Annotated in this window: 23 protein-coding genes; 14 read left to right on the top strand and 9 right to left on the bottom strand. The window is 68.5% G+C overall.

Going from position 1 to position 25,792, the window contains the following annotated elements:
* Window positions 1-2 precede the first annotated feature (2 nt).
* From BM417_RS14510 to BM417_RS14495, 4 genes are read left to right on the top strand one after another with little or no spacing between them, the layout of a single operon-like run.
* Window positions 3-731 carry a class I SAM-dependent methyltransferase gene (locus BM417_RS14510; protein ID WP_245821914.1) on the top strand — a complete coding sequence of 243 codons (729 nt, stop codon included), beginning with the start codon at window positions 3-5 and terminating at the stop codon, window positions 729-731.
* A complete protein-coding gene (locus BM417_RS14505; RefSeq protein ID WP_093592979.1) occupies window positions 728-2,191 on the top strand; it encodes a 1,4-alpha-glucan branching protein domain-containing protein in 1,464 nt (487 codons plus the stop codon). Before BM417_RS14510 ends, BM417_RS14505 begins: the two co-directional genes overlap by 4 nt.
* A 4-nt stretch (window positions 2,192-2,195) precedes the next feature.
* Window positions 2,196-3,443 (top strand): glycosyltransferase family 4 protein, encoded by a 1,248-nt coding sequence (locus BM417_RS14500; protein ID WP_093592976.1) that lies wholly within the window; start codon window positions 2,196-2,198, stop codon window positions 3,441-3,443.
* A gap of 48 nt (window positions 3,444-3,491) precedes the next feature.
* Entirely contained in the window at window positions 3,492-4,274 is a 783-nt protein-coding gene (locus tag BM417_RS14495) for an SGNH/GDSL hydrolase family protein (RefSeq protein ID WP_093592973.1), read from the top strand.
* A gap of 4 nt (window positions 4,275-4,278) precedes the next feature.
* On the opposite strand, the gene BM417_RS14490 is transcribed toward BM417_RS14495, so the two are convergent.
* On the bottom strand, window positions 4,279-5,022 hold the full coding sequence (locus tag BM417_RS14490) for an acyltransferase (protein WP_093592970.1): 744 nt from the start codon (window positions 5,020-5,022) through the stop codon (window positions 4,279-4,281).
* A gap of 77 nt (window positions 5,023-5,099) precedes the next feature.
* Here BM417_RS14490 and BM417_RS14485 point away from each other — a divergent pair, with 77 nt between their 5' ends.
* The 5 genes from BM417_RS14485 to BM417_RS14465 all read left to right on the top strand — a co-directional run bounded on the left by BM417_RS14485 (window position 5,100) and on the right by BM417_RS14465 (window position 12,213).
* Window positions 5,100-5,375 carry a hypothetical protein gene (locus BM417_RS14485; protein ID WP_093592967.1) on the top strand — a complete coding sequence of 92 codons (276 nt, stop codon included), beginning with the start codon at window positions 5,100-5,102 and terminating at the stop codon, window positions 5,373-5,375.
* Between the two features lie 4 nt (window positions 5,376-5,379).
* A complete protein-coding gene (locus tag BM417_RS14480; protein ID WP_093592964.1) occupies window positions 5,380-6,234 on the top strand; it encodes a nucleoside hydrolase in 855 nt (284 codons plus the stop codon).
* A 58-nt stretch (window positions 6,235-6,292) separates the two neighbouring features.
* The gene (locus BM417_RS14475) at window positions 6,293-9,550 is read left to right on the top strand and encodes a GH92 family glycosyl hydrolase (RefSeq protein WP_093592961.1); all 3,258 of its coding nucleotides are present in this window, start codon (window positions 6,293-6,295) and stop codon (window positions 9,548-9,550) included.
* 64 nt (window positions 9,551-9,614) lie between these two features.
* Window positions 9,615-11,432 carry a hypothetical protein gene (locus BM417_RS14470; RefSeq protein ID WP_093592958.1) on the top strand — a complete coding sequence of 606 codons (1,818 nt, stop codon included), beginning with the start codon at window positions 9,615-9,617 and terminating at the stop codon, window positions 11,430-11,432.
* Between the two features lie 55 nt (window positions 11,433-11,487).
* A complete protein-coding gene (locus BM417_RS14465) occupies window positions 11,488-12,213 on the top strand; it encodes a hypothetical protein (RefSeq protein WP_093592955.1) in 726 nt (241 codons plus the stop codon).
* Here BM417_RS14465 and BM417_RS14460 read toward each other — a convergent pair.
* On the bottom strand, window positions 12,149-12,538 hold the full coding sequence (locus BM417_RS14460) for a DUF4267 domain-containing protein (protein WP_093592953.1): 390 nt from the start codon (window positions 12,536-12,538) through the stop codon (window positions 12,149-12,151). The two genes, BM417_RS14465 and BM417_RS14460, sit on opposite strands and share 65 nt — an antisense overlap.
* 91 nt (window positions 12,539-12,629) lie before the next feature.
* Between BM417_RS14460 and BM417_RS14455 the strand changes: the two genes are divergently transcribed.
* On the top strand, window positions 12,630-13,217 hold the full coding sequence (locus tag BM417_RS14455; protein WP_093592950.1) for a TetR/AcrR family transcriptional regulator: 588 nt from the start codon (window positions 12,630-12,632) through the stop codon (window positions 13,215-13,217).
* Here the strand turns inward: BM417_RS14455 and BM417_RS14450 are convergent.
* The 4 genes from BM417_RS14450 to BM417_RS14435 form a co-directional block, all read right to left on the bottom strand.
* A complete protein-coding gene (locus BM417_RS14450; RefSeq protein ID WP_093592948.1) occupies window positions 13,176-14,336 on the bottom strand; it encodes a THUMP-like domain-containing protein in 1,161 nt (386 codons plus the stop codon). The genes BM417_RS14455 and BM417_RS14450 overlap by 42 nt on opposite strands.
* A 1-nt stretch (window position 14,337) precedes the next feature.
* Window positions 14,338-15,294, bottom strand: a complete 957-nt coding sequence (locus BM417_RS14445) for a class I SAM-dependent methyltransferase (protein WP_093592945.1) — start codon at window positions 15,292-15,294, stop codon at window positions 14,338-14,340.
* Window positions 15,284-16,063 carry an enoyl-CoA hydratase/isomerase family protein gene (locus BM417_RS14440; RefSeq protein WP_093592942.1) on the bottom strand — a complete coding sequence of 260 codons (780 nt, stop codon included), beginning with the start codon at window positions 16,061-16,063 and terminating at the stop codon, window positions 15,284-15,286. The genes BM417_RS14445 and BM417_RS14440 overlap by 11 nt, the downstream gene beginning before the upstream one ends.
* 184 nt (window positions 16,064-16,247) lie before the next feature.
* Entirely contained in the window at window positions 16,248-17,075 is an 828-nt protein-coding gene (locus BM417_RS14435; RefSeq protein WP_093593759.1) for an ABC transporter ATP-binding protein, read from the bottom strand.
* Window positions 17,076-17,178: 103 nt separating this feature from the next.
* On the opposite strand from BM417_RS14435, the gene glgX reads away from it, so the two are divergent.
* The 4 genes from glgX to BM417_RS14415 all read left to right on the top strand — a co-directional run bounded on the left by glgX (window position 17,179) and on the right by BM417_RS14415 (window position 21,683).
* Window positions 17,179-19,293 carry a glycogen debranching protein GlgX gene (gene glgX, locus BM417_RS14430; RefSeq protein ID WP_093592939.1) on the top strand — a complete coding sequence of 705 codons (2,115 nt, stop codon included), beginning with the start codon at window positions 17,179-17,181 and terminating at the stop codon, window positions 19,291-19,293.
* Between the two features lie 242 nt (window positions 19,294-19,535).
* On the top strand, window positions 19,536-20,135 hold the full coding sequence (locus tag BM417_RS14425) for a cysteine dioxygenase (RefSeq protein ID WP_177320429.1): 600 nt from the start codon (window positions 19,536-19,538) through the stop codon (window positions 20,133-20,135).
* Entirely contained in the window at window positions 20,132-20,521 is a 390-nt protein-coding gene (locus BM417_RS14420; protein WP_093592936.1) for a rhodanese-like domain-containing protein, read from the top strand. Before BM417_RS14425 ends, BM417_RS14420 begins: the two co-directional genes overlap by 4 nt.
* 40 nt (window positions 20,522-20,561) lie before the next feature.
* Window positions 20,562-21,683 (top strand): hypothetical protein, encoded by a 1,122-nt coding sequence (locus BM417_RS14415; RefSeq protein WP_218164468.1) that lies wholly within the window; start codon window positions 20,562-20,564, stop codon window positions 21,681-21,683.
* 14 nt (window positions 21,684-21,697) lie between these two features.
* On the opposite strand, the gene BM417_RS14410 is transcribed toward BM417_RS14415, so the two are convergent.
* The 3 genes from BM417_RS14410 to glgP form a co-directional block, all read right to left on the bottom strand.
* A complete protein-coding gene (locus BM417_RS14410) occupies window positions 21,698-22,021 on the bottom strand; it encodes a hypothetical protein (protein WP_093592931.1) in 324 nt (107 codons plus the stop codon).
* Between the two features lie 244 nt (window positions 22,022-22,265).
* Complete coding sequence (locus tag BM417_RS14405; protein WP_093592929.1) at window positions 22,266-22,811, bottom strand: hypothetical protein; 546 nt, start codon at window positions 22,809-22,811, stop codon at window positions 22,266-22,268.
* Window positions 22,812-23,111: 300 nt separating this feature from the next.
* A complete protein-coding gene (glgP, locus tag BM417_RS14400; protein ID WP_093592926.1) occupies window positions 23,112-25,700 on the bottom strand; it encodes an alpha-glucan family phosphorylase in 2,589 nt (862 codons plus the stop codon).
* Between the last annotated feature and the right edge of the window lie 92 nt (window positions 25,701-25,792).

The raw sequence follows: 25,792 nt of genomic DNA, 5'->3' as shown, positions 1-25,792 counted from the left end.
GCGTGACCCTCCCCCTGACCGGCGAACGCACCGTGCCCGGTATCGCGGAAGAGAACTACTGGTTCCGGCGGCACGAGGCGGCCTATCTCCATCTCATCGGCCACTGCGCGGACGCCGTCGTGCTGGAGGCGGGCTGCGGCGAGGGCTACGGCGCGCAGCTGATCCGCACGGTCGCGCGCCGGGTGATCGCCCTCGACTACGACGAGCTGACGTCGCAGCACGTGTCGCGCGCGTACCCGCAGCTCAACGTGCTCCGCGGCAACCTGGCGACGCTGCCGTTGCGCGACGCCAGCGTCGACGTGGTGGCGAACCTGCAGGTCATCGAGCACCTGTGGGACCAGGAGGGGTTCCTGGCGGAGTGCCTGCGGGTGCTGCGTCCCGGTGGGAGGCTCATCGTGACGACGCCGAACAGGCTGACGTTCTCCCCCGGCCAGGACACGCCGCTGAACCCGTTCCACACCAGGGAACTCGCTCCGTCCGAACTGGACGAGATGCTGCGCGAGGCTGGTTTCCGCGTTGACGAACTGACCGGACTGCGTCACGGACGAAGGCTTGACACGCTCCTGAACGGACAGATCATCAACGCACAGGTCGAAGTCGCCCTGTCCGGTGCGCCGTGGCCGGCCGAGCTCAAGGAGGCTGTGGAGTCGGTGACGGTGGAAGACTTCGACATCACCCCGGACGACATGGACGCCTGCCTCGATCTCGTGGCAGTGGCGGTGCGCGCGTGACGGCGAAAGCTTCGGAGGGCACGTTCTGTCTCGTCCTGCACAGCCATCTGCCGTGGCTCGCGCACCACGGCGCGTGGCCGGTCGGCGAGGAGTGGCTCTACCAGGCGTGGGCGCACTCGTACCTGCCCATCGTGGACATGCTGCGCCGGTTCGCCGACGAGGGCCGTTCCGACGTCCTGACGCTCGGCGTCACCCCGATCCTGGCCGCGCAACTGGACGACCCGTACTGCCTGCGCGGCATGCACGACTGGCTCGGCAACTGGCACCTGCGCTCGCACTTCGCCGGAGAACGGCTGCGGGAGCTGTCGGCGTACGAGCACCGCGCCTCCTCCTGGGCGCTGGACAGGTTCGAAAGCCAGTGGCGGCACGGGTTCTCGCCGGTTCTCCGGTCCCTTGTGGACTCTTCGACGATCGAGCTGCTCGGCGGGCCCGCCACGCATCCTTTCCAGCCGTTGCTGGATCCTCGTGTGCGGGCGTTCGCGCTGCGGACGGGTCTGGACGACACCGCGTTACGCGTCGGCCGTGCGCCGGAAGGGATCTGGGCGCCGGAGTGCGGTTACTCGCCCGGCATGGAGGCGGGGTACGCGGCGGCGGGCGTGCGGCGGTTCATGGTCGACGGGCCCGCGCTGCACGGCGACACGTCGTCCGCGCATCCGGTGGGTTCGTCCGACGTGCTGGCGTTCGGACGTGATCTGGAGGTCTCGTACCGCGTCTGGTCGCCCAAAGTCGGCTATCCGGGCGATGCCGCGTACCGGGATTTTCACACCTACGATCACCCGACGGGCCTCAAGCCGTCGCGGGTGACGGGCAAGAACGTGGCGCCGGAGGACAAGCGGCCGTACGACCCGTTGCTGGCGCGCGAGGCTCTCGACAGGCATGTGGCCGACTTCGTGGAGACGGTCGTGCGGCGGTTGCGCGCGATCGACGGCGGTCTCGTCGTGGCGGCCTACGACACCGAGCTGTACGGGCACTGGTGGCACGAGGGTCCGTTGTGGCTGGAGGCCGTGCTGCGCGCGTTGCCGGAAGCGGGCGTGCGCGTGACGACGTTGCGGGGCGCCGTCGAGGCCGGGCACGTGGGTGCGCCGGTCGAGCTGCCGGCGTCGTCGTGGGGCAGCGGCAAGGACTGGCGCGTGTGGGACGGCGCGCAGGTGGCGGACATCGTGTCGTTGAACGAGTCGGTGCAGAAAGAGCTGCTGGGACTGGACTTCTCCTCCGACGTGAGGAATCCGGTGCTGGACCAGGCGGTGCGCGAGGCGCTTCTGGCGCTGTCGAGCGACTGGGCGTTCATGGTCACCAAGGACTCGGCCGCCGACTACGCCCGCTACCGCGCGAAGATTCACAGCGACCGTTTCAGCGAGCTCGCGGCGTTGACGCGACACGGTCGTGGACAGGCGAGAGCAACGGAGCTCCGCGCGGCAGACGGCCCGTTCGGGCACCTGGACGCGCGAGGAATGGGGTAGCGGGATGCGCGTGCTGATGTTGTCGTGGGAGTACCCGCCGGTGGTCGTCGGCGGGCTGGGCAGGCACGTCCACGCGCTCGCGACACAGCTGGCCGCGCAGGGGCACGACGTCGTCGTGCTGTGCCGTCAACCTTCCGGCACCGATGCGATCACCCATCCCACCGTGGACGTGGTGAGCGAGGGCGTGCGGCTGGTCCGCGTCGCCGAGGACCCAGCGCACTTCGTGTTCGAGAAGGACCTCTTGGCGTGGACGCTCGCGATGGGTCACGCGATGACGCGCGCCGGGCTGGCGCTGGACTCGTGGCGTCCCGACGTCGTGCACGCGCACGACTGGTTGGTCGCGCATCCGGCCGTGGCTCTCGCCGAGGCGTTCGGCGTGCCGTTGGTGGCGACGATCCACGCGACCGAGGCCGGTCGGCACTCCGGCTGGCTGTCGCACCCGCTGAACCAGCAGGTGCACTCGGTGGAGTGGTGGCTGGCGAACCGCGCCGACTCGCTGATCACCTGCTCATCGGCGATGCGCGGCGAGGTCGCGCATCTGTTCGAAGTGGACACCGCCGACGTTTCCGTGCTGCACAACGGCATCGAGCCGGGCGGATGGAAGGTGCGCGCGAAGGACGTCGGCGCCGCTCGGCGGACCTACTCGCCGCACGGTGATCCGCTGCTGCTGTTCTTCGGCCGGATCGAGTGGGAGAAGGGCATTCAGGACCTGATCGCCGCCCTCCCCCGGATCCGTCGTTTCCACCGGGGCACGCGCGTGGTCGTGGCCGGTGGCGGTTCGCAGACCGAGTGGTTGCAGGACCAGGCGCGCAAGCATCGTGTGCTGCGGGCCGTGGAGTTCGTCGGCCATCTGTCCGACAGGTCTTTGGCGGCGTTGCTCACAGCAGCCGACGCCGTCGTGCTGCCCTCTCGCTACGAACCTTTCGGCATCGTGGCCCTGGAAGCCGCGGCCGCCGGAACGCCCCTGGTCGCGTCGACCGCCGGCGGGCTCGGCGAAGTCGTGCTGGACGGGGTGACCGGGCTGTCGTTCACCCCTGGTGACGTGGACGGACTCACGCGCGCCGTGCGTGACGTGCTGTCCGATCCTTCCGCGGCCGCTGCTCGTGCGCGCGCTGCGAAAGCGCGTCTGGCCACGGACTTCAACTGGGCCACGATCGCTTCCGACACGGCTTCCGTCTACGCCAACGCTTTGGTGCGCGAACCACGCGTCCTGGGCCGCCCCAAGATCGCTACGGGCAATCTGTTCACCTAGATCCGCTACAGTCGCCGGTCCCGTTAACAACAGGTGACCGAGGACTGAATGAAATACCAACGCTTCGTGGCGCTCGGGGACAGCTGCACCGAGGGCCTGGACGACCTGCTCCCTGACGGCCGCTACCGGGGCTGGGCGGACCGAGTCGCGTCAGCACTGGACGCGCCGGGCTTCCGCTACGCCAATCTCGGCGTGCGCGGCCGCCGTCTCGACCAGATGCTGGTGGAGCAGGTCCCGTCCGCGGCGGCGTTGGAGCCTGACCTGGTGGTGCTGTTCGGCGGCGGCAACGACGTGATGTCCAACGCGACTCTGGACCAGATCGCTGAGCGGGCAGACGCGATGGTGCGCGCCGTGACGTCGTTCGGTTCTTCCCCGACCGTCGCCGTCTTCACGTTGAGCGACATCTCGCACCGCATGCCGTTCGGCTGGCGCATGCGTCCGCGCATCGAGACCTTGAACTCCGCCATGCGCACCGCGGCGTCCCGCTACGGCGCGGTGCTGGTCGACGTGGAGGCCGACGAGTGCGTGCACGACTCACGCTACTTCGGCCCAGACCGCCTGCACCTCTCGTCGTTGGGGCACAGGCGGTTGGCCGGACACGTGCTGTCTGCGTTGGATGTTGCTTTCGACGAGTCCTGGCTGATGCCGCTGGATGGCGCGGCCGCGAGCGCTTCCGTTCTCGATCACTGGCGGTGGCTGCGCGACCAGGTGCTGCCGGTCGCCTACACGCGGACGCGCAACAAGCTCATCGGCCGGCAGCCGGGCGACGGCTTCACCCCGAAGCGTCCGCAGCTCGCGCCGCTGACCTGGCAACGGCACGCAACTCGCTGACCTGTCAGGCCTCCGCTCGCTTGGCCAAGGCGTCCTTGGCCTTGCGGGCCATGTCCGCGATGTCCGCCCGCCGCTGCGCATCGGCCTCGTAGTCGGCCCGCCGATCCCGCACCACCCGAGCCGGCATCCCGACCGCGATCTTGAAGTCCGGCACGTCCCCGCGCACCACGGCGTGCGCGCCGAGCACACACCCGCGGCCGACGCGGGTGCCGCGCAGCACGGTCACCTTGGCCCCGAGCCAGCAGTCCGGCCCGATGCGGACCGGCGACTTCACGATGCCCTGGTCCTTGATCGGCAGCGTGATGTCCTCGACCTTGTGGTCGAAGTCGCAGATGTAGACCCAGTCCGCGACCAGCGAGGATGCGCCGATCTCGATGTCGAGGTAGCAGTTGACCGTGTTGTCCTTGCCGAACACGACCTTGTCGCCGATGCGCAGCGACCCCTCGTGGCACCGGATGGCGTTGCCGTCGCCGATGTGCACCCAGCGGCCGATCTCCAGGCGGCCGAAGCCGGGGCGGGCCATGACCTCGACGCGCTTGCCGAAGAACACCATGCCGCGCAGCACCACGTGCGGGTTGAGCAGGCGGAACTTGAGCAGCCGCCAGTACCGCACGATGTACCAGGGGGTGTAGGCGCGGTGGCGCAGGATCCAGCGCAGCGAGGCCATCGTGAGGAACCGCGCCTGCATCGGGTCCCGGCGCGACCTGCGCCAGCGAGTCCAGACAGGTGCGCCCCACATGCTCGTCATGGACGAAGACTCTAACTTCGGGCGTCCGGCGCGCTGGAGACGGTTCTAAAGTGGCCTCGACGAACGTGAGGTGCGACATGTGGGCGGTCATCGGCGTCTGGGACATCAGCCCCGAGGCGATCGACGCGTTGCGGGCGCAGGTACCGCTGATGGCGTCGAGCAAGGTCGGGCTGCCTGGATTCGTGCACGGCACGTGGACGCTCGACGGGCACATGATCCAGGTATACGACAACGAGGCGGACGCGCGCCGCTACCACCAGGACATGCTCGACCAAGGGGCGACAGAACCGCCTGGCGTGCGCTGTGTCGTGTGGGACGTGTCCGAGGTCGGCGCCGAGTCTCAGGCACCCTAGGGGCATGGCGATTCCTCTCATCATCGACACCGACCCCGGCGTCGACGACGCGTTCGCGATCGCGCTCGCGGCACGCAGCCCCGAAGTCGACCTCGTGGGCCTCACCACGGTGTTCGGCAACGTCGGGCTCGACCTCACGACGGCCAACGCGTTGCGACTGCTCGCTCATCTCGGACGCACGGACGTGCCCGTGGTCAAGGGCTCCGGAGGGCCGGGTGGGGCGGCGGACGTGCACGGCGAGGACGGGCTCGGCGGGCAGGCGCACACGTTGCCGGAGAACGCCGAAGGCGTCCGAAGTGAAGACGTCGTCCAGTTCTTCGCGGACAACATCAAGCCGGACACGGTGGTCGCGGCCATCGGGCCGCTCACGAACATCGCCCAAGCGCTCGAAGCCGGTGTCGAGTTCCCGCGGCTGATCGTCATGGGTGGCGGGCTCGGCCTGGGCAACATGACCGCGCGCGCCGAGTTCAACTTCTGGGCGGACGCGAAGGCCGCGCGGACGGTCGTGCGCAGGGGCAACCCGATCATCGTGCCGCTCAACCTGACGCAGCGGTGCATCGCGGACACCGAGTTCCTCGCGAACGTCGACCCCGTGCTGAGCAACCTCACCGGCACCTACCGGGCGTACCTCGCGAGGCATTCCGAGCAGAACATGTCCGGGCGCGAGGAGGGCATCCTGATCCACGACGCCGTGGCCGTGGCGGAGGCGATCGTGCCCGGCACCCTGCACCTGAGGACGCACGGCCTCGACATCGACGACGAGGGCGCGCTGGTCGAGGGAAAGCACCAGGTAGAGGTCGCGGAGGACTGCGATTGGCCCGCGCTGAGGGCCTTCATGGAGCAGCGGTTGTCCGTTTGACGACAACTTCACGTCGCTCTCTGGGGTTGTGCGGGCACGGAAAGTAGGGTCCGCGACCATGCAGCGAAGAGTCCTCACGACGGCTGCGGTAGCGGTGGCCATGACGTTCGGAGTGGTCCCTGCCTCCGCTCAGCCCCAGATTCAGGTGGTGCCGGATCCGGCGGCACACGTGAACCCGTTCATCGGCACGACCAACCTCGGGAACACCTTTCCCGGCGCGGTCGTGCCGTTCGGCATGTTCTCCTTCAGCCCGGAAGCCAGTCGCGGCAACACCCTGCGTGCCGCGGCCCCCGGCGGATACCGGTACGACGCCACGAAGATCCGCGGCTTCAGCCTCACCCACATGTCGGGAACGGGCTGTGCGGGCGGAAGTGGTGACATCCCGATCTTCCCGCACGTCGGGGCCGTCACCACGTCGCCGACCACGGACGCGACCGACGCGGTCTACGCCAGCGAGTTCGCGCACGCCGACGAGGTGGCCAAGCCCGGTCGCTACGACGTGACTTTGAAGTCCGGCGCCAAGGCCGAGCTGTCCGCCACCGAACGCACCGGTGCCGCGCGGTTCAGCTTCCCCGCCGACAAGCCGGCGACGGTGCTGATCAACACCTCCAAGTCGCAGGTCGGCTCGTCCGACGCCCAGACGGTGATCGACAAGGACAAGCGGACGATCACCGGCAGCGTCACGAGCGGCAACTTCTGCGGCTACATCAACCAGGTCGGCCGCCGCAGCTACTACACGCTGCACTTCGTGGCGGAGTTCGACCAGGAGTTCACCGAGGTCGGCACGTACCAGGACAACGTTGTCACGGCCGGAAGCACGTCCTCCAAGGGCGGCACGACGTACGGAACGAACGGCTGGCCGGTGCTGGGCAAGGGTTCTGGCGCCTACCTCGGCTTCGCGCCCGGCTCGCAGGTCGGCGTCAAGGTCGGCATCTCCTACGTCAGCCTGGACAACGCGAAGGCGAACCTCAAGGCCGAGAACAAGGGGCAGTCCATTGAGGACATGAGGGACAACGCGTACATCGCGTGGCAGAAGCAGCTCAAGCGCATCGAGGTCGGCGGCGGCTCCGATGACGAGCGGACGAAGTTCTACACCGCGCTGTACCACTCCCTGCTGCACCCCAACCTGTTCAGCGACGTCAACGGCGAGTACGCCGGGTTCGACGGCAAGACCCACAAGATCGACAAGAAACGGCAGAAAGCCCAGTACGGCACGTTCTCCGGCTGGGACATCTACCGCTCGCAGCTGCAACTGCTCACCATGCTCGAACCGCAGATCGGCTCGGACATCGCGCAGTCGCTGCTCAACCAGTCGGAGCAGAACAACGGCGTGTGGGACCGCTGGACGCACAACGGCGGCGGCACGCACGTGATGAACGGCGACCCGGCACCCATCGCGCTGGCGGCCATCTCGGCGTTCGGCGGCGACGGGTACGACGTCAAGTCGTCGCTTCGGAGTTTGGTGAAGGCCGCGACCGTGCCCACGGCGCTGGACCTGAGCAAGGACGGCTGGGCCGTGATGTCGGTCGGGCAGCGGCCGTCGCTCGACAAGTACCTGCAGAACAAGTACATGCCGTCCGTGTCGAACGCGTGGGGCGGCGCTGCGGAGACCCTGGAGATCTCCGCGGCGGACTTCGCGATCAGCCAGCTCGCCGAACGCACCGGCGACAAGAAGATCGCGAAGACGTTCGCCGAGCGCGCGCAGTGGTGGCAGAACAACTTCGACCCGGTCGCCGACAGCACCGGCGGCTACATCCGCAACCGCAACGCCGACGGCACGTGGGTCAAGGACTTCACGCCGGACACCGGCAACGGGTTCGTGGAGGGCAGCAGCGCCCAGTACACGTGGATGGTGACGCACAACGTCGCCGGGCTCGTCGACTCGCTGGGCAGCCGCGAACGCGCCAACAAGCGACTGGACGACTTCTTCCACAACGCCGACGGCAGCTGGGCCCTCACGGGTCGTGGCGGCGCGAAGTCCGAACTGGACAACGAGCCGTCCGTGAACGTGCCGTGGCTCTACAACTACACGGGCCAGCCCGCCAAGGCGCAGGAGACGTTGCGCGAGACGATCGGCACGCTGTGGAAGAACGCTCCCGGCGGCATCCCCGGCAACGACGACCTCGGCGCGATGTCGTCGTGGTTCGTGTTCACCGCGATGGGCATCTACCCGCAGGTGCCGTCACGTGCCGAGCTGGCGCTGAGCAGCCCGCTGTTCACGTCGGTGAAGATCAACCGCGGTGGCGGCAAGGACATCACGATCAACGCTCCTCAAGCGAACCACGCCACGAAGTACGTGCAGTCGTTGAAGGTCAACGGCCGCACTTCGTCGAAGACCTGGCTGCCCGAGTCGTTCGTGGAACGCGGCGGCAAGCTGGACTTCGTGCTGGGCAAGGCACCTTCCGCCTGGGGCACGGGTGCGACCGATGCCCCGCCGTCGTTCCGCGACGGCGAGAAGCCGATCAAGCACGACCAGCCGTACTTCCTGACCGTCGAACCGCGGCAGCTCGTGGTCGAGCCCGGCAAGTCGGTGACGGCGAAGGTCAACTCGGTCAAGCTCTACGACGGTGACCCGAAGGCGACCTACACGATCACCGGCCCGGAGACGCTGAAGTTCACGCCCACCACCGGTGCCGTGCCCGCCGAGTTCACGGTCACGGCCGAAGCCGGTACCGCGCAAGGCTTCTACGACTTCACCGTGACGGTGAACGTCGAGGGCGCGTCCAAGCCGGTCGTGCTGCCGCAGACGGTGAAGGTCGCGCCGGCGGGCAGCATGCTCGCCGCCGTGAACAACGTGGGCGCCTCCGCCGACGCGGACGGCGAGGGCGACTTCGACGGCGGCGGCTACAGCTACTCGAGGGAAGCCCTGGCCACGGCCGGTCTTCCGCCGGGCGGCACCAGCACCGTCGACGGCCTCACGTTCACGTGGCCGTCGTCGCCTCCCGGCCGTCCCGACAACGCGACCGCGGCGAAGCAAACGCTTGCCCTGTCCGGAACCAAGCTCGCTTTCGTCGGCTCCGCGGCCAACGGTGCGCGAACGAAGCCGGCCACGGTGACGTTCACGGACGGCACCACGGCGTCGGTCGACATCGGGTTCAGCGACTGGACGCTGGGCGGCGGCGGAGCGGCACCGAGCTTCGGCAACGTGATCATCGCGAACACGCCGTATCGCAACACGCTGGGCGGCGGCAACGAGAAGGTCGCCACGCACATCTTCGCGACGAAGACGTACGTGGCCCCGGAGGGCAAGACGCTGGCGAGCGTCGTGCTGCCGGACGACGTCAACATGCACATCTTCGCTGTGGCACTGGGTTAGTCCATCCCGGTGGGGCGGCTCGGTTCACCGACTGGGCCGCACCCGCCGAGAGGATGATCCGGCAGTGACCGACATCGAGCAGCGGCTCATCAAGGCGGCCCGCGACGGCGAGTGGCTGAGGCCCGGTGACGTGGTGCGGGCCGACCTGATCAGGGAGTTGCTGCTCGGCCGCCACGGCGATCTCGATCCGCGCGGCGTGCGGCTGATCGGAGCGCGAGTCAAGGGCAGCCTCGATCTCAGCAGGGTGAACGCGGTCGTCGGCTTGACCGCGCAGGACTGCACCTTCACCGAGTTGATCAACGCCCGCTCCGCACGTCTGCCGCACCTGGTGCTCCATGGGGTGAAGTGCACCGAGATCTACGCGGACGGCCTCCACGTCAGCAGTGACCTGCTCCTGCACGCCGGAACCAGCGTCGTCGCTCGGGACGGGCAGGACGCGATCCGGCTGATGGGCGCTCACGTCGCGGGAAGCCTCGAACTCTCTGGCGCCGCGATCACCAGTACTACACGTCTCGCCCTCAACGCCGCGGGCATCACAGTGGGCGGCGCAATGATCATGAAAGACGACCTGCGGATCACCGGACACAGCAATCTCGGCGCGATCAACATGGTCGGCGCCCGCTTTGGTTCCGACCTCGAAGTGGCCGCGACGACGATCACCAACACCGCCGGACCCGCCGTCATGATGAACGGCGCCCAAGCCGGCGGTCTCCTCCGCCTGGGAGACGGAACGCGCTTCACCGGACACGGCTTGGACGGCACGATCCGCCTAGCCGGCACTCGCATCGCGGGCGGCGTCCAGCTGGTGAATGCTGAGATCACCAACACCGCAGGCCCAGCGATCGCTGCGGGCGGCATCAGAACCGACAACCTGCTCGTGCAAGGCTGTCGCATCTCAGCCCACAGCGCCCAGGGCACGATCGACCTGATGGCCGGCCACATCGACACGGACCTCTCGGTCAAGCACTCGGAGATCGCGAACACGGCGGGCCCCGCTGTGAGTGCGTACCGCCTTCACGTCGACGGTGCCGTGATCCTGCTCGGGCGAACCCGGTTGTCCGCGAACGGTGGCCACGCCGTCCTGAACCTGGCCGACACCCGTGTCGGCGGCACCCTCAGGTGCGGACAGGCGCTCGAGATCCACGCGGACGCGAACACGATCGCGTTGCTGGACCTGCGGAACGTGGTCGTCGGAACATCAGCCAACCTGCCGCCCACCCTCATCTGCCGCCTCGAGGAGTGCTCCCGCGCTCGTCGCGTTTGGCTGGACGAGTTCAGCTACGCATCGCTCGGCGCGGACTGGGATTGGCAGAAATGGCTTCACCTGATTCGCTGCCACACACCGGCTTATCACGCTTCGTCCTATCAGCGCCTTGCCGCGGTCGAGCGAGCCGCCGGGCACGACGGCACCGTGCGCCGGATTCTCATGGCACAGCAGACAGATCTGCGGCGGCGCAGCCCTCAGTCGTTGGGTGGGCCGTTGACGCGGTGGTTCCACTGGCTGTGGGGAGTGCTGGCCGGGTACGGCTACCGAGCGCGCCGCACGGCCGCCGCCCTGCTGCTGGTGCTCGTCGTCGCCGGGGCGATCGGCTGGTGGGCCGGGCAGGTCGACACCCGTCCCGGGCATCTCGTCGCCGAACGGGTCACGAGCGCGACCGGGGTGGCTGGGGTTCCCTGCTCCACGGTCGAACTGATCGGGCTCGGGCTGGACCGCGGGTTGCCGCTGGCCATGACCGGGATGCGGGCGCGGTGCGATCTGGACACCGCGTCGAAGAAGGGGCAGGCGTTCACCGCGGCCATCTGGCTGGTGCAGCTTGCTGTGTGGGGGTTGGCGACGCTGGCGTTGGCGGGGTACACGAACCTCGTGCGCAAGCCCGGCTGACGTGGAATGTCGCGGTCTCCAGCGAGGCTGATGCCGCGGCCAATAATCTTGGACCGTGTTCTCGGTTTCTGAGCGTGATCAGTTGCGCCGCGACCTCGTCAACGCCGCCGACGACGATCCCCGTGTGGTCGGGGCGGCGCTGACCGGGTCGGCGGCGGTGGGCAGGGAAGATCGCTGGTCCGACATCGACTTCGCGCTGTCGGTCGAAGGCGAGTTGGATGCGGTGGTCGTTGACTGGACGGCGTTGATGTACGCGTGCGGTGCCGTCAGCCATCTTGACGTTCGGCACGGCACGGTGCTGTTTCGGGTGTTCCTGATGCGGTCGACGTTGCAGGTGGACGTCGCGTTCTGGCCGTCTGACAAGTTCGGGGCCACCGGACCCACGTTCAAGCTGTTGTTCGGCGGGACGAACGAACTGCCGCAGTCCGGGCAGCCTGATCGTGACGAGCTCATCGGGCTGGCCTGGCTGTACGCACTGCACGCGCGGTCGTCCATCGCGCGCGGGCGTGCGTGGCAGGCGGCCTACATGATCAACGGGATGCGCGACCACGTGATGTCGTTGTGGTGCCTGCGCGAAGAGGTGAACGCGGTGCAGGGGCGGGGGCTGGACGACCTGCGGAACGCCGGCGCGTTCGCCGGGACGCTCGTGTTGTCCACGCATCCCGACGAGTTGGCGCGAGCGTTTCACGTGCTGACCGGGCTGTTGCTCGGGGAGATCACTGAGCCGGAACTGCGCGAGGCCGTTCGGGCGCTGTCTCCCGCAGCAGCAAACCGGCCGTGAGCAGCACCAGCACGGCCGCCGAGCCGTGCACCATGAGCGCGTAGCCCACCGTGCCGCCGTGCGTGATCACGGCGAGGCAGTCGCCGATCGGGATGATCGAGTCCGCCAGGATCACCCAGCCCAGGGCTCGCCGATGGCCCATCAGCAGCAGGATCAGGGCTGTCAGGGCATAGGCGAGATCGCGCACGCCCTTCACGACGTAGTAGCCGGCCGGGTCGACGATGCCGAAGCCCGCTGCCGAACCGTCGCCGTTGAGCAGGTAGCTCAGGCCGAAGTAAAAGCCGGCCAGCACGACAAGCCAACCCAGGATCGTGGTCAAACGCATTGCATCCTCCGCAAGAATCTAGCAGTGCTAGCGATTGGAGCGACGCTAACATTGCGAGCGCTCGGATGTCTAGCAGTGCTAGATTTTGCGGGTGAGCATCCAGAACCGGCGCGAGCGTGAACGCGCGGAGCGGCACCAGCTGATCATCGACGCGGCCCGCGAACTGGCCGAGGAGGAGGGCTGGGACGCGGTCACCACGCGCAGGCTCGCCGAGAAGGTCGAGTACAGCCAGCCGGTGCTCTACAGCCACTTCAAGGGCAAGGACGCGATCGTGCGCGCCGTCGCGATCCAGGGGTGCGGTGACCTGGCCCGGCTGTTGCGGAAAGCCCGTCCGTCACGAGGGGAGTCACGGCTGCGGGCCGCAGCGGAGGCATACCTCGAGTTCGCGCGACGAAGGCCCGCGCTCTACGACGCGATGTTCGTGCAGCAGTCCGACATTCCGTGGGGCACGGACGAGGTGCCGCAGGAACTGCTCGATGCGTTCGGAGAACTGGTCGCCGCGGTCGAACCCGTTCGAGGCGAACGCGACCTGGAGGCGTTGACGGAGGTCTTCTGGAGCTCGCTGCACGGCATCGCAACCCTCATGCAGGGCGGGAGACTGCGACCGGTGCACGACGAGAACCGCCTTGACCTGCTGCTAGGTGCGCTCAGCCTCGGACAGCACGAAAACGGGCTTTGAGCCGATCCTGGTCAGCACGACCGTGGCCGACGCGGAACCGGAGAGCTTCAGCCGCTTGCGCAACGTGTTCGGGTCGACGTCCAGGCCGCGCACCAGGATCTCCAACCGGCCGACCCCGCGCGTCTTCAGCAACGACTTGAGCGACTTCTCCGTGTAGTGCCCGTGTTCGAGCACGCGGAACGCGCGGATGCCCGGAGGCGGCTTGTCCCCGCTCAGGTACGCGATGCGTTCGTCGAGCTGCCACAACCCGTGCCGCGCCGCGTAGTGCCGCACCAGCCCCGCGCGCACGACCGCGCCGTCCGGATCGATGATCCACGCGCCGGGCGGGGCGACCGTGCAGTCGTCGGGTTCGGCGTCCGTCAACGTCCACGAATCCGAGCCGTGCAGCACGGAGGCGCGGCGCGAAACCCCAGGCGTGGCAAGGCCTCTGGTCCACAGACAGGCCTCCCGGACCGCGCCGTCCAGGGACACGACCTCGATCTCGGAAGCCCACGGCGCGACGGCGAAGTCGATGCCGGGAGCGCACTTCACCGCGAGATCAACGCCCGCGTACACCTCGGACAGCTCGTCGAGAGGCGGCACGAAGTCCGAAGGATTCCACTTGCGACGGCCGGCGGAATCGCGGCGGGCCGGGTCAGCGGTCACCGCACCAGCACGAGACACCGGCCGCAGAGCATCGGCCTGAACGACCAGCTGACCCGGAACGTTGTTGCGCGCCATGGCAAGCCGTACCGGATCGAGGTCCGAGCCGAGACACCGGGACGCCACCGCGCTCAAAGCGAAGAGATCCGCACCCACCGAGCACGTCACGTCGTGCACATCGCGACCAGCGAACCGCAGGGCGCGATGACGAGCGACAGCGGAGGCCGTGGCCTGCTGGAGTGAGTCGTCGGTGAAGAGCCAGGAGCCGGCACCGTCCAGTTTGGACACGGCACGACGCCGCAGCAGCACGGTCTCCACGACCGGAGCGAAAGACGAACCGAGAAGCTTCCGCGCGACCTCGACGTCACGCAACCGGGAAGCGTCCGAGAAAGGCAACGCGTCCACCTCGGTCAACGCGGCGGTTCCGGCGGCAGAGCGCAGGAACGCCACGTCGGCAGAGGTGAACGCGTATCCCAACTCAGGAAGTCTTCTCGCCGGTGATCGACACGTTGTAGAACACCTCGCGCGGCAGCACCTTCGCGAAGACGTTCTGGTCGACCCACGAGAGGTTCTGCCAGGTGCGGTAGGCGAACAGCGCCCACCCGAAGCCCAGCTTCTCGCGCGGCACGGCGGCCTCGAACGTGCGCACCGGCCAGCCGAACAGAGCCGCGGACAGCTCGTCGGTCACCGCGCGAACCGACACAGCACCCGCACGACGAGCCGTCGCCTCGAGCTGGTCCGGGTCGAACGTGTGCAGATCGACGACGGCCTCGAGAGCCGCGGCGCGGGAGGACTCGTCGAGCTCCTCCTGCGGACGGCGCCACTCGCCCAGCGCCGGCACGGCCTTGGTGATGTTGGTGGTCAGCCACCACGTCGCCTGGCCGAGCTTGCGGGCGTAGAAGTTGCCGATGTTCGTCGGGTCGCCCGCGAACACGAACTTGCCGCCGGGCTTGAGCACCCGCAGCACCTCGCGCATCGCCGCCTCCACATCCGGGATGTGGTGCAGCACCGCGTGACCGACGACGAGGTCGAACGTGTTGTCGTCGTACGGGATCCGCTCGGCGTCGGCGACACGGCCGTCGACGTCCAGCCCGAGGTGCGCGGCGTTGCGCAGCGCGACCTCGACCATGCCGGGCGACAGGTCGGTGACCGAGCCCTTCTTGATCACGTCGCCCTGCATGAGGTTCAGCAGGAAGAAGCCGGTGCCACAGCCCAGTTCCAGCGCATGCTCGTACGGGCCGACGTCACCCGCCGCGGCGCGGAACCTGTCCGTCGCGTAGGTGATGCAGCGGTCGTCGTACGAGATCGACCACTTCTCGTCGTACGTGCCCGCTTCCCAGTCGTGGTAGAGCACCTGCGCGAGTTTGATGTCCTTGTAGGCCGCCTCGACCTCTTCGGCCGTCGCGTGCGGGTTCGGTGCCGGATCAGTTGCCACTGAACTTCGCCTTTCCGGGACCGTTCGCGATGAACGACTCCACGCCGTTCTTCTTGTCCTCCGTCGCGAACAACGCCGCGAAGAGGTGGCTTTCGAGCTTCAGGCCCGACTCCAGGTCGGTGTCGAGACCACCGTCGACGGCGGCCTTCGTCGCGGCCAGGGCCAGCACGGGCCCGTTCACGAACTGCTTGGCCCACCGCACGGCCGCGGCGTACACGTCGTCGGGTGCGACGACCTCGTCGACCATGCCGATCTCCAACGCCTCCTGGGCGCCGACGAACCGGCCGGTGTAGAGCAGGTCCTTGGTCTTCGACGGACCGATCAACCGGGCGAGGCGCTGCGTGCCGCCACCGCCGGGGATCAGGCCGAGCAGGATCTCGGGCTGGCCGACCTTCGCGTTGTCACCGGCGATGCGGCGGTCGCAGCCGAGCGCGACCTCGAAGCCGCCGCCCAGCGCGTACCCCGTGATCGCGGCGACCGTCGGCTTGGGCACCGAGGCCAGCGCGCCGAGAGCGTCCGACAGGCCCTTGGCCCGCAGCGTCATCTCGGCGTGGGAGATCTGCGCGAACTCCTTGACGTCCGCGCCGGCCGCGAAGACCTTCTCGCCGCCGTAGACGATGACCGCGTAGACGTCCGAACGCTCCGAGGCCTCCTTCGCGGCGGCCTGGAGCTCGGTCTGCACCTGCCGGTTCAGGGCGTTCATCGGCGGCCGCTCCAGGCGGATCGTGCCGATCCCGTCCTCGACCTCAAGCCTCACGAACTCAGCCAACAGACCCTCCTCGATGAGTACCCGGATCGACCGTACGTTACCGCCCGGTAGTCGCGAGTTCGCGCCGGTCGTCCGGTCAACCGCCGGTGCCGGATTCGGCGAAGCCCAATTCGGTGCCGGCGATTGACCGGACGACCGGCTTCCCGGCGAACTCGCCGCCGTCTGCGGAGCAGCGGCAAAAAACTCAGACCTTGCGGCGGGCGAAGAAGCGGTCCCCGGACTTCTGCAGCTCCAGGTCCTGACCGAAGGTCTTGGAGAGGTTCTCTTCGGTGAGGACGTCGTCCAGCAGACCCTGGGCGACGATCGAGCCCTCGCGCAGCAGCAGCGCGTGGGTGAAGCCGGGCGGGATCTCCTCGACGTGGTGCGTGACCAGCACCATCGCGGGCGCGTCCGGGTCGAGCGCCAGCTCCGAGAGCTTCGCGACCAGGTCCTCGCGGCCGCCCAGGTCGAGGCCCGCGGCGGGCTCGTCGAGCAGCAGCATCTCGGGGTCGGTCATCAACGCGCGGGCGATCAGCGTGCGCTTGCGCTCGCCCTCGCTCAACGTGCCGTAGAGGCGGTCGGCGAGGTGCGCCATGCCGAGGGTGCCGAGCAGTTCGCGGGCGCGGTCCGTGTCCTGCTTGCCGTACTCCTCGCGCCAGCGGCCGAGCACCGCGTAGCCGGCGGAGACGACCAGGTCGACCACCGTCTCGTCGGGCGGGATGCGGCCGCCGAGCGCCGCGGAGCACAGACCGATCCGGGGCTTGAGCTCCTGGACGTCCGTTTTGCCCAGACGTTCACCCAGGAGGTGGACCTTGCCCTTGGTCGGGTGCAGGTCGGCGCTGGAGAGCCGTAGCAGGGTGGTCTTGCCGGCACCGTTCGGGCCCAGCACCACCCAGCGCTCGTCCAGTTCCACGCTCCAGTCGATGTTGCCGACCAGCGTGTTCTTCCCGCGGCGGACCGATACGCCCGCCATGTGCACGACCAGATCTGTCACGTCGACGTCCGCCACGGCTCCATTCTTCCGAACGGCCATGCACGGGTCCTCCATCGGGGTGTCCCACGCGCCGGGTGAGACCGCTGGGCCGCCTGTGTGAACTCTCAAGTTTTTTGTCGGTCGCGGATGCCAAGATCGGTGCATGGCTACGCGACCCGAGTCCGAGGTGCTGGCAGGCCGACCGTTCCCACTGGGGGCACACGCCGAAGCAGGCGGTGTCCGGTTCGCGGTGACGTCCCACGTCGCCGACGCGGTCGAGGTCTGCCTGATCGACGACGACGGCGCCGAGAAACGGGTCGAGCTGACCGAACGGACGTTCGGCGTCTGGCACGGGCTCGTGCCCGGCGTCATGCCTGGTCAGCGGTACGGGTTCCGGGTGCACGGGCCGTACGACGCGGGCCGCGGCCTGCGCTGCAACCCGGCGAAACTGCTGGTCGACCCGTACGCGCGGCAGATCGAGGGCGGGATCACGGACCTGAACGCCGTTCTGGGCTACGTGGGCGATCCGATGCACGGGCCGCCGTCCGCGGTCGACTCGCTCGGGAGCGTGCCCCTGAGCGTCGTGAGCTCGCCGGGCGGCGTGGACACGGGCGTGAAGCCCGAGGTGCCGTTCGAAGAGGCCGTCATCTACGAGATGCACGTCAAGGGCTTCACGAAGAACCACCCGGAGATCCCGGAGAAGCTGCGAGGCACGTACCTGGGGCTGGCGCATCCGGCGGCGATCGAGCACCTCACGCGGCTCGGCGTCACCACGGTCGAACTGCTGCCGGTCCAGGCCTTCCTGGACGAACCGTCGCTGCTGAGCCGGGGCGCGCGAAACTACTGGGGCTACTCGCCGCTCGGCTACTGCGCGCCGCACGCCGCCTATGCGAGCGAACCGGGCCGCGAGATCCAGGAGTTCCGCACGATGGTCGCGGCACTGCACGCGGCGAACATCGAGGTGCTGATCGACGTCGTCTACAACCACACCTGCGAGGGCGGTCCCGACGGGCCGACGGTCTCCTTCCGCGGCTACGACGCGCCGGGGTACTACCTGCACGCCGGTGGCGGCAGCACGGTCGACATCACCGGCTGCGGCAACACGCTGGACGCCGGGTCGCCGCAGGTCGTGCGGCTGGTCACGGACTCGCTGCGGTACTGGGCGGACGAGATGGGCGTCGACGGGTTCCGGTTCGACCTCGCCTCGACCATGGGCCGTCCCGGCGGCGGGTTCTTCGACCGCGACAGCGCGTTGCTGACGGCCATCACGACGGACCCGGTGCTGTGCCGGTCCAAGCTGATCGCCGAGCCGTGGGACGCGACCGGCGACGGGTATCGCGTCGGCGACTTCGGGGTGCAGTGGGCCGAGTGGAACGGCCGCTACCGCGACACGGTCCGGGACTTCTGGCGCGGCCACACGTCCGTGCGCGATCTCGCGTACCGGCTCTCCGGGTCGAGCGACCTCTACGCGGACGACCTGCGCCGGCCGTGGCAGTCGATCAACTTCATCACCGCGCACGACGGGTTCACGCTGCGGGACCTGGTGTCGTACAACGACAAGCACAACGACGAGAACGGCGAGGAGAACCGCGACGGCACGAACGACAACCGTTCGTGGAACTGCGGCGCCGAGGGCGAGACGACCGATCCCGAGATCCTGTCGCTGCGGGCCAAGCAGGCGCGGAACCTGCTCGCGACGCTGCTGCTGTCGACCGGCACGCCGATGATGACCGCGGGCGACGAGATGTGGCGCACCCAGGGCGGCAACAACAACCCGTACTGCCTCGACAACCGCGTCTCGTGGGTCGACTGGACGACGGGCGACGCGGGGAAGGCGCTGCTGGGGTTCACGCAACGGCTGATCGAACTGCGCGCGTCGTCGCCCGCGTTGCGGCAGCCCGAGTTCTTCGAGGGCCGCACGACCCCCAGCGGCAACCCGGACCTGGTGTGGTTCCGGCCGGACGGGCAGGAGATGGCCGAGACGGACTGGTTCGACGAGGGCCGCCGCACGCTCGGCATGTTCATCGACGGCTCGAACTGCCTCTCGCGCACGCGCGAGGGCGAGCTCGTGTCCGACGACTCGTGGCTGATGCTGATGCACGCCGGTGCCGAAGAAATCAGCGTGACGCTGCCGCACGAGCGCTACGGGCCGGCGTACGAGCCGTATCTGGACACGACGACGGCGGACGGCTCCCCCGCCAATCCCGGTTCCTTCGCGCCGCGGGAGAAGGTGACGGTGGCGGCTCGCTCGTTGCTCGTGCTGCGGCTCCCGCGCTGATACTCCTTGCGGTTACTTGACTCTGTGGCAGAGGTTCTTCCGGCAAATGGACGCTCTAGCCACATTCGGAGAACGTCTGGCACCATCACGTTCGTGGTCGTCTACTGCTGGACTGACCGCACGATCGATCTCGTGCTCGTCGCGTCGTGCGGGTGTAGCTCGACGCGACGCATGCGCTGAAGCGCCCTGCGTCGCGTCTTGATCGCTACCCCGTACCCGACGCGGCCTTCAGGAGCGAGTGCGTGACTTCGACCTATGCCGGAAACATTTCCGGCCAAGATCAATTCGACCTCCACCCGGCGCTGGACAGTCAGCTGCTGCGTGACGTGATCCACCCGTCCCGGTCGCTGTGGACGCCGCGCGAGCTGCGCGATCTGACCTCGTTCGTGGCGAGCGAGCTGACCACCGGACTTCTCCAGATCCTCGACTACTCGACCGAACGCCGCTGGTGGGCGCGGTTGGGACTGACCGAGGGCGTCGAGCTGTGGCTGCTGTCGTGGCTGCCGGGGCAGGGCACCGAACCGCACGACCACGGTGGCTCGGCCGGCTCGTTCACCGTGCTGACGGGCCAGTTGCAGGAGGACTACCGCTACCCCGCCGGGCCGATCCGGTCCGCGGTGCGGACCACCGGGGAGGCGCTGGGCTTCGGGTCCGGGCGGGCGCACCAGGTGCTGAACCCGTTCGACGGACCGGCCGCGACCGTGCACGCCTACTCGCCGCCGCTCGTGCCGACCCGCGAGTACGCGTCGCTGCTCGACATCCCCGACTCGATCCCGCCGCTGCCCGCGCAGCGCCTGCCGCTGGCAGAACTGCGTCAGCTGGCCGACCTGGAGGGCCCGTGAGCAACCTCGACACCATCCTCGAAGAGGCGCGCTCGCACCTCAAGCGGCTGGAACCGCACGAGGTGCTCGCACTGGAGGACGTGCTGGTCGTGGACATCCGGCCGGCCCACAACCGGCTGGCCGAGGGCGAGATCGAGAACTCCGTCGTGGTCGAGCGGATCGTGCTGGAGTGGCGGCTCGACCCGGACGGCGAGTGGCGGCTGCCGGGCTTCACTCCGGACACGACCGTCGTCGTGGTGTGCAACGAGGGCTGGGCGTCGTCCCTGGCGGCGCGGGACCTGCAACGGGTCGGGCTGCCCAACGCGACGGACCTCGTCGGCGGGTACCGGGGCTGGCGCGCGGCCGGCCTGCCGATCCGCGAGGGCGGGTCGCAGCCGGTGGTCTGACGCCGGGGAACCGCCGTCCCGCCGGTAACGTCTGGTGATCGTGACAGTTGTGCGCTGGATCGTGACGGCACTGGTGGTGGCCGGCACGATCGCCTGGACCCTCCCGGAGTTCTACCTCGGCCTCGCCGGAGCACTGGTCGGCCTGCTCGTGGAACTGACCGCTGTCCAGGCGGGCCTGGCGCTCGGCGCCGTCCTCTTCGGACTCCGGATCACCCACGTGATCATCGGCCTCGGCGCCGAGCTCAAGTCGTGGACGTGGACGCATCAGCGGGTCGTCCTGCGCACCATCCCGGTGCTCGCCACGGTCGGGATCACCGGGCTCAAGCCGGGTGTACGCACGCGGACCGTCCTGAACGGAGTGTTCGCGATCGTCTTCTGCGCGGCCGTCGCGGCCCTGATGTGGCTCGCGGCCGGCAGCGCGTTCGGCAAGGGCATGGCCCTCGCCGCCACGGCCTGCTTCCTGCTTCAGCTCATGCCGGTCGAGAAGCCCGGCCACACCAGCCTGGGCTGGTACGTGTTCTCGCTGCCGAGGATGACCGGACGGCCGCTCGGCGAGCTGGAGGCGCGGCCGCGCGTGCTCGCCGGCATGGACGCCTACCACCGCGGCGACCTCGACGAGGCCGAGCGGATCTACGCGGAACTGGTGAAGGACCACCCCGAGCTGCTCACCGTCGTCGGGCTCAAGGTCGTCACGGCCTGCGCCCGCGAGCGGTACCTCGAGGCACTGCAGACCGTGGTCGGGCTGACCAGCCGTGAGGACCTGAGCACGCGTGACCTGGCGTTCGTCATGGCGACCACCGCCGGCGTCGCCGTGCTGGCGGTCGAGTCCGGGCAGTTCCCGCCCGAGGTCGGGATGGAGACCGCGCGCAGCATGTTCGACAACGCCTACCAGGCCGGATACCCGAAGTACCGCGCGAACGGGACGCTGGCGATCATGGCGTTGGTCGAGGGCGACACTCAGACGGCCCGGCAGCTCGCCGGCTACTCCGCCGAGTCGAGCGAGAACGCGGTGGGCCGCGCCGACGACCTGATCACCATCGCACGGGCGTGGATGGCCGACGGCGACAACGCGAAGGCCCGCGAACTCGTGGCCGAAGCGCACGAGCTCGCGGGCTGGAGTCCGCGGGTGGCGGCGACCCGCGCCCGTCTGGAGATCAGTTAACGCAGGCGGTCAGTTCAGCCGGGGAAACCGGGCGAATTGTTGCCGTTCCCACCCGAGTTGCCCGCACCGACGTTGTTGCCGCCGCCACCGTTGCTGTTGCCGTTACCGCCGTTGTTGTTGTTTCCGACGTTGTTGCCGTTGCCTCCGATGTTGCCCGATCCGGTGACGTTGCCGTTGCCGGGAGTCCACGGGTTGTGCGACAACGCGGTGATGGAGATCGGGCCCACCAGCTGCGTGTCCAGCACATCCCTGCTCTGGGTGGGAGCGGCCTGTGCGGTCGACGCGAACAGGCCCATGCCTGCGATTGCGACTCCGAGGACGATTGCCTTCTTGATCATCTGCGTTATTTCCGTTCTGCTTGCAGCGGATCGAGCAATTGCAGGTTAACCACAACTTCCGCGCAGAAACGAATCGGTAGCACCATTGTGTGCTTTACCGGAAAACACTTGAACTGCGACAAATGGGTGACCGCGCAGCTCGACACGGCTATTCTGACCCAAACGGAATACTACGCTCCGCGCACACGAGAAGGGCCCGTCACCGAGACCGGTGACGGGCCCTTCTCACCCCGCGATTTTCAGATCAGCTGTTCTGGACCGGCAACGGCAGGCCGGGGAGTGCGGGCAGGCCGCCGGGAGGCGCCGGCAGGCCGCACTTGCTCAGCAGGTCGGTGACGGTCTTGAGCAACGTGGTCAGCAGGCCGGTGAGCTTGCCGACATCGGGTAGCGCACCACTGGCGGCGCCCAGCACCGTGCCGCCGAGGCCCGCGATGGTGGAGATCAGGTTCAGCACGACCGGCAGGCACTGGTCGACCGGGCCGGTGTACTCCGCCGCCTTCACCGGTATCGGCACGCCCGGCACGCTCACCGGAGGTGTCGGCAGACAGCCCGAACTCTGCAACGCGGTCACGAGGCCGAGAAGGTCACCGATCAACGGTGTCACGGCGCCCACGTTGGGCAGAGGCAGAAGACTGCTGACGGTTTTCGTGAGTTTTCCGGCGAGGTCCGTGACGAGACCGGCGCAGGCGGCTGGGAGTTCTGGCGCGGCGGGCGACGCACTGGCAGCCGGGATGGTCGAGGCGGTGAACAGAGCAGCGACGAGCGAGAGTGCGGTAATCGTTTTCTTCACGGCTACCTTCTTCCTCAATGCGCAATTCACTTGGAGCCGCGCCGGAAATCCATCAATGAATTCAGGTGCGGTTCATTCCATGCCATGGAGCGTAAGCCCGTACACGTGCCCCTACCAGCGGAGATCACGAATTCACCCACTCGAAAAAGGGGTCATTCGTTTGAGGGAAGCCGTAAGTCGGACACACGCCTGACGCTCGTCACGAGCAGTGAACAGGCAACAAGGAAGACGAACACATCAGGGCATCCAGCCCGCCGTTTGAAGGCGAACCGGATGCCCTGTGTGGATCTCGTAAAGCGATCAACTAGCCAGAACGACCCTGCCGAGTTCCGCAGACGTCGCCAGCAGGCCGTGGCGCGGCAGCACGCGCACGGTGTAGCCGAGCGCTCCCGCGTGCGGCAGCGGCACCTCGGCCTCGTAGTTGCCGTTGCCCGCGTAGTTCATCGGCGCGGACACGATGTCCTTGAGCTCGTCGGAGTCGTGCGACACCTTGCCCAGCACGACCTGGACGTCCACTTCGGACGGTTCCAGCCCGGCCAGCTCGACGCGCGCCCGCACGATGACCGGCGACCCGAGCACCGGCACCGAGGAGCCGCCGAGCACCAGGTCGCTGTCGAGCACCCGCACCCGCGTCCACGACGCGCGCAGCCGGTGCCGGTACGCGGAGAGCTCCTTCGCGCCCCGGTAGCCCTCACCGACGACGTTCTGCGCGGACGCGGCGGCCGGCGCGTAGTAGGTCTCGACGTACTCGCGGACCATGCGGGAGGCCTGCACGACCGGGCCGAGCGAGGCCAGCGTGTGCCGGACCATCGACATCCAGCGGGTCGGCACGCCGTCCTCGCCGCGGTCGTAGAACAGCGGCGCGACCTGCGAGCCGAGCAGGTCGTACAGCGCGTTGGCCTCCAGGTCGTCGCGCCGGACCGGGTCGTTGACGCCGTCCGCGGTCGGGATGGCCCAGCCGTTCGAGCCGTCGTACATCTCGTCCCACCAGCCGTCCCGGATGGACAGGTTGAGACCACCGTTCAACGCCGACTTCATGCCGGACGTGCCGCACGCCTCGAGGGGACGCATCGGGTTGTTCAGCCACACGTCGCAGCCCCAGTACAGGTACCGGGCCATGGACATGTCGTAGTCCGGCAGGAACACGATCCGGTGCCGCACGCCCGCCTCGTCGGCGTAGCGCACGATCTGCTGGATCAGCGCCTTGCCGCCGTCGTCGGCCGGGTGCGACTTGCCCGCCACGACGAGCTGCACGGGCCGTTCGGGGTGCAGCAGCAGCGAACGCAGCCGCTCCGGGTCGCGCAGCATCAGCGTGAGGCGCTTGTACGTCGGCACGCGCCGTGCGAAGCCCACGGTCAGCACGCCTGGGTCGAAGACGCCGTCGGTCCAGCCCAGCTCCAGCGCCGACGCGCCGCGCTGAAGCCACGACTCGCGCAGCCGGCGGCGCACCTCGTCGACCAGCCGTCCACGCAGGGTCGACCGCAGCTCCCACAGCCCCGCGTCGGTGACCGGCTCGAACGCGCCGATGCCGAACCCGTTGCTGGTGTGGGTGTCCGCTTCGGACGCTCCGAGCAGCCTGCTCATCTCGGCCGCGGCCCAGGTCGGGCCGTGCACGCCGTTGGTGACCGAGCCGATCGGCACCTCGGTGCCGTCGAAGTTCGGCCAGAGGGCGCGGAACATGTCCCGGCTGACCTCACCGTGCAGTTTGGACACACCGTTCGCGCGCTGGGCGAGCCGCAGGCCCATGTGGGCCATGTTGAACATGCCGGGGTTGTCCTCGGCTCCCAGCGCGAGGATGCGCTGGGTGTTCACGCCGGGCACGAGGTTCTCGGCGCCGAAGTAGTGCTGGACCAGGTCGACGGGGAACCTGTCGATGCCGGCGGGCACGGGCGTGTGCGTCGTGAACACCGCACCGGCGCGCGCGGCCGTGAGTGCCTGGTCGAAGTCGAGGCCGTCGTTGGTGATGTACTCGCGGATCCGCTCCAGGCCGAGGAACCCGGCGTGGCCCTCGTTCGTGTGGAACACCTCGGGCTGGGCATGCCCGGTGAGCTCGCAGAACGTGCGCACGGCCCGCACGCCACCGATGCCCGCGAGGATCTCCTGGCGGATCCGGTGGTTCTGGTCGCCGCCGTAGAGCCGGTCGGTGACGCCGCGCAGGTCCTCGTCGTTCTGCTCCACGTCCGAGTCGAGCAGCAACAACGGGATGCGCCCGACCTGCGCCTTCCAGATCTTCGCCCGCAGCATCCGGTCGCCCGGCATGGCCACGTGCACCAGCAACGGCAGCCCGGACGGCTCGGTCAGCAGCTCCAGCGGCAGCCCGCGCGGGTCGAGCACCGGGTAGTGCTCGATCTGCCAGCCGTCGAGCGACAACGACTGCCGGAAGTACCCGGACCGGTAGAGCAGACCCACGGCGATGAGCGGAACGCCCAGGTCGGAGGCTGCCTTGAGGTGGTCGCCGGCGAGGATGCCGAGACCACCCGAGTAGTTCGGCAGTGCCTCGTGCACGCCGAACTCCATCGAGAAGTACGCGACGCTCGTGGGCAACGGTGTGTCCGGTGCCCCGTGCTCCCGGCGCTGGGTGATCTCGTCCTGCCTGCGCTGGTACCAGCGCGGCCCTCCGACATAACGCTCCAGGTCGCTCGCTAGCGCGTGGAGCTTGAGCAGGAACTGCTCGTCTCTCGCAAGAGACTCCAGCTTCCCCGCGTCGACGACGGAGAGCAGACGCAACGGGTCGCCACCGACCTCGGACCAGACACGCGGGTCGATCGAGGCGAAGAGGTCCTGCGTGGGCGGGTGCCACGTCCAGCGCAGGTTGGTGGCGAGCGTGCTCAGCGCGGACAAGGGCTCCGGCAGGCTGGCTCGGACGGTGAACCGGCGAAGTGCTCGCATGACGAGCGAACTTACCTGCCACCCCTGAGTGCCTGACAACGTTCCCGGTCAGACCTGCAACGACTTGCAGAACCGGTCAAGTCCGGAACGGA

Source organism: Lentzea waywayandensis (assembly GCF_900115955.1).
Taxonomy (GTDB): Bacteria; Actinomycetota; Actinomycetes; order Mycobacteriales; family Pseudonocardiaceae; genus Lentzea; species Lentzea waywayandensis.
This window is presented reverse-complemented; position numbering and strand designations above follow the sequence as displayed.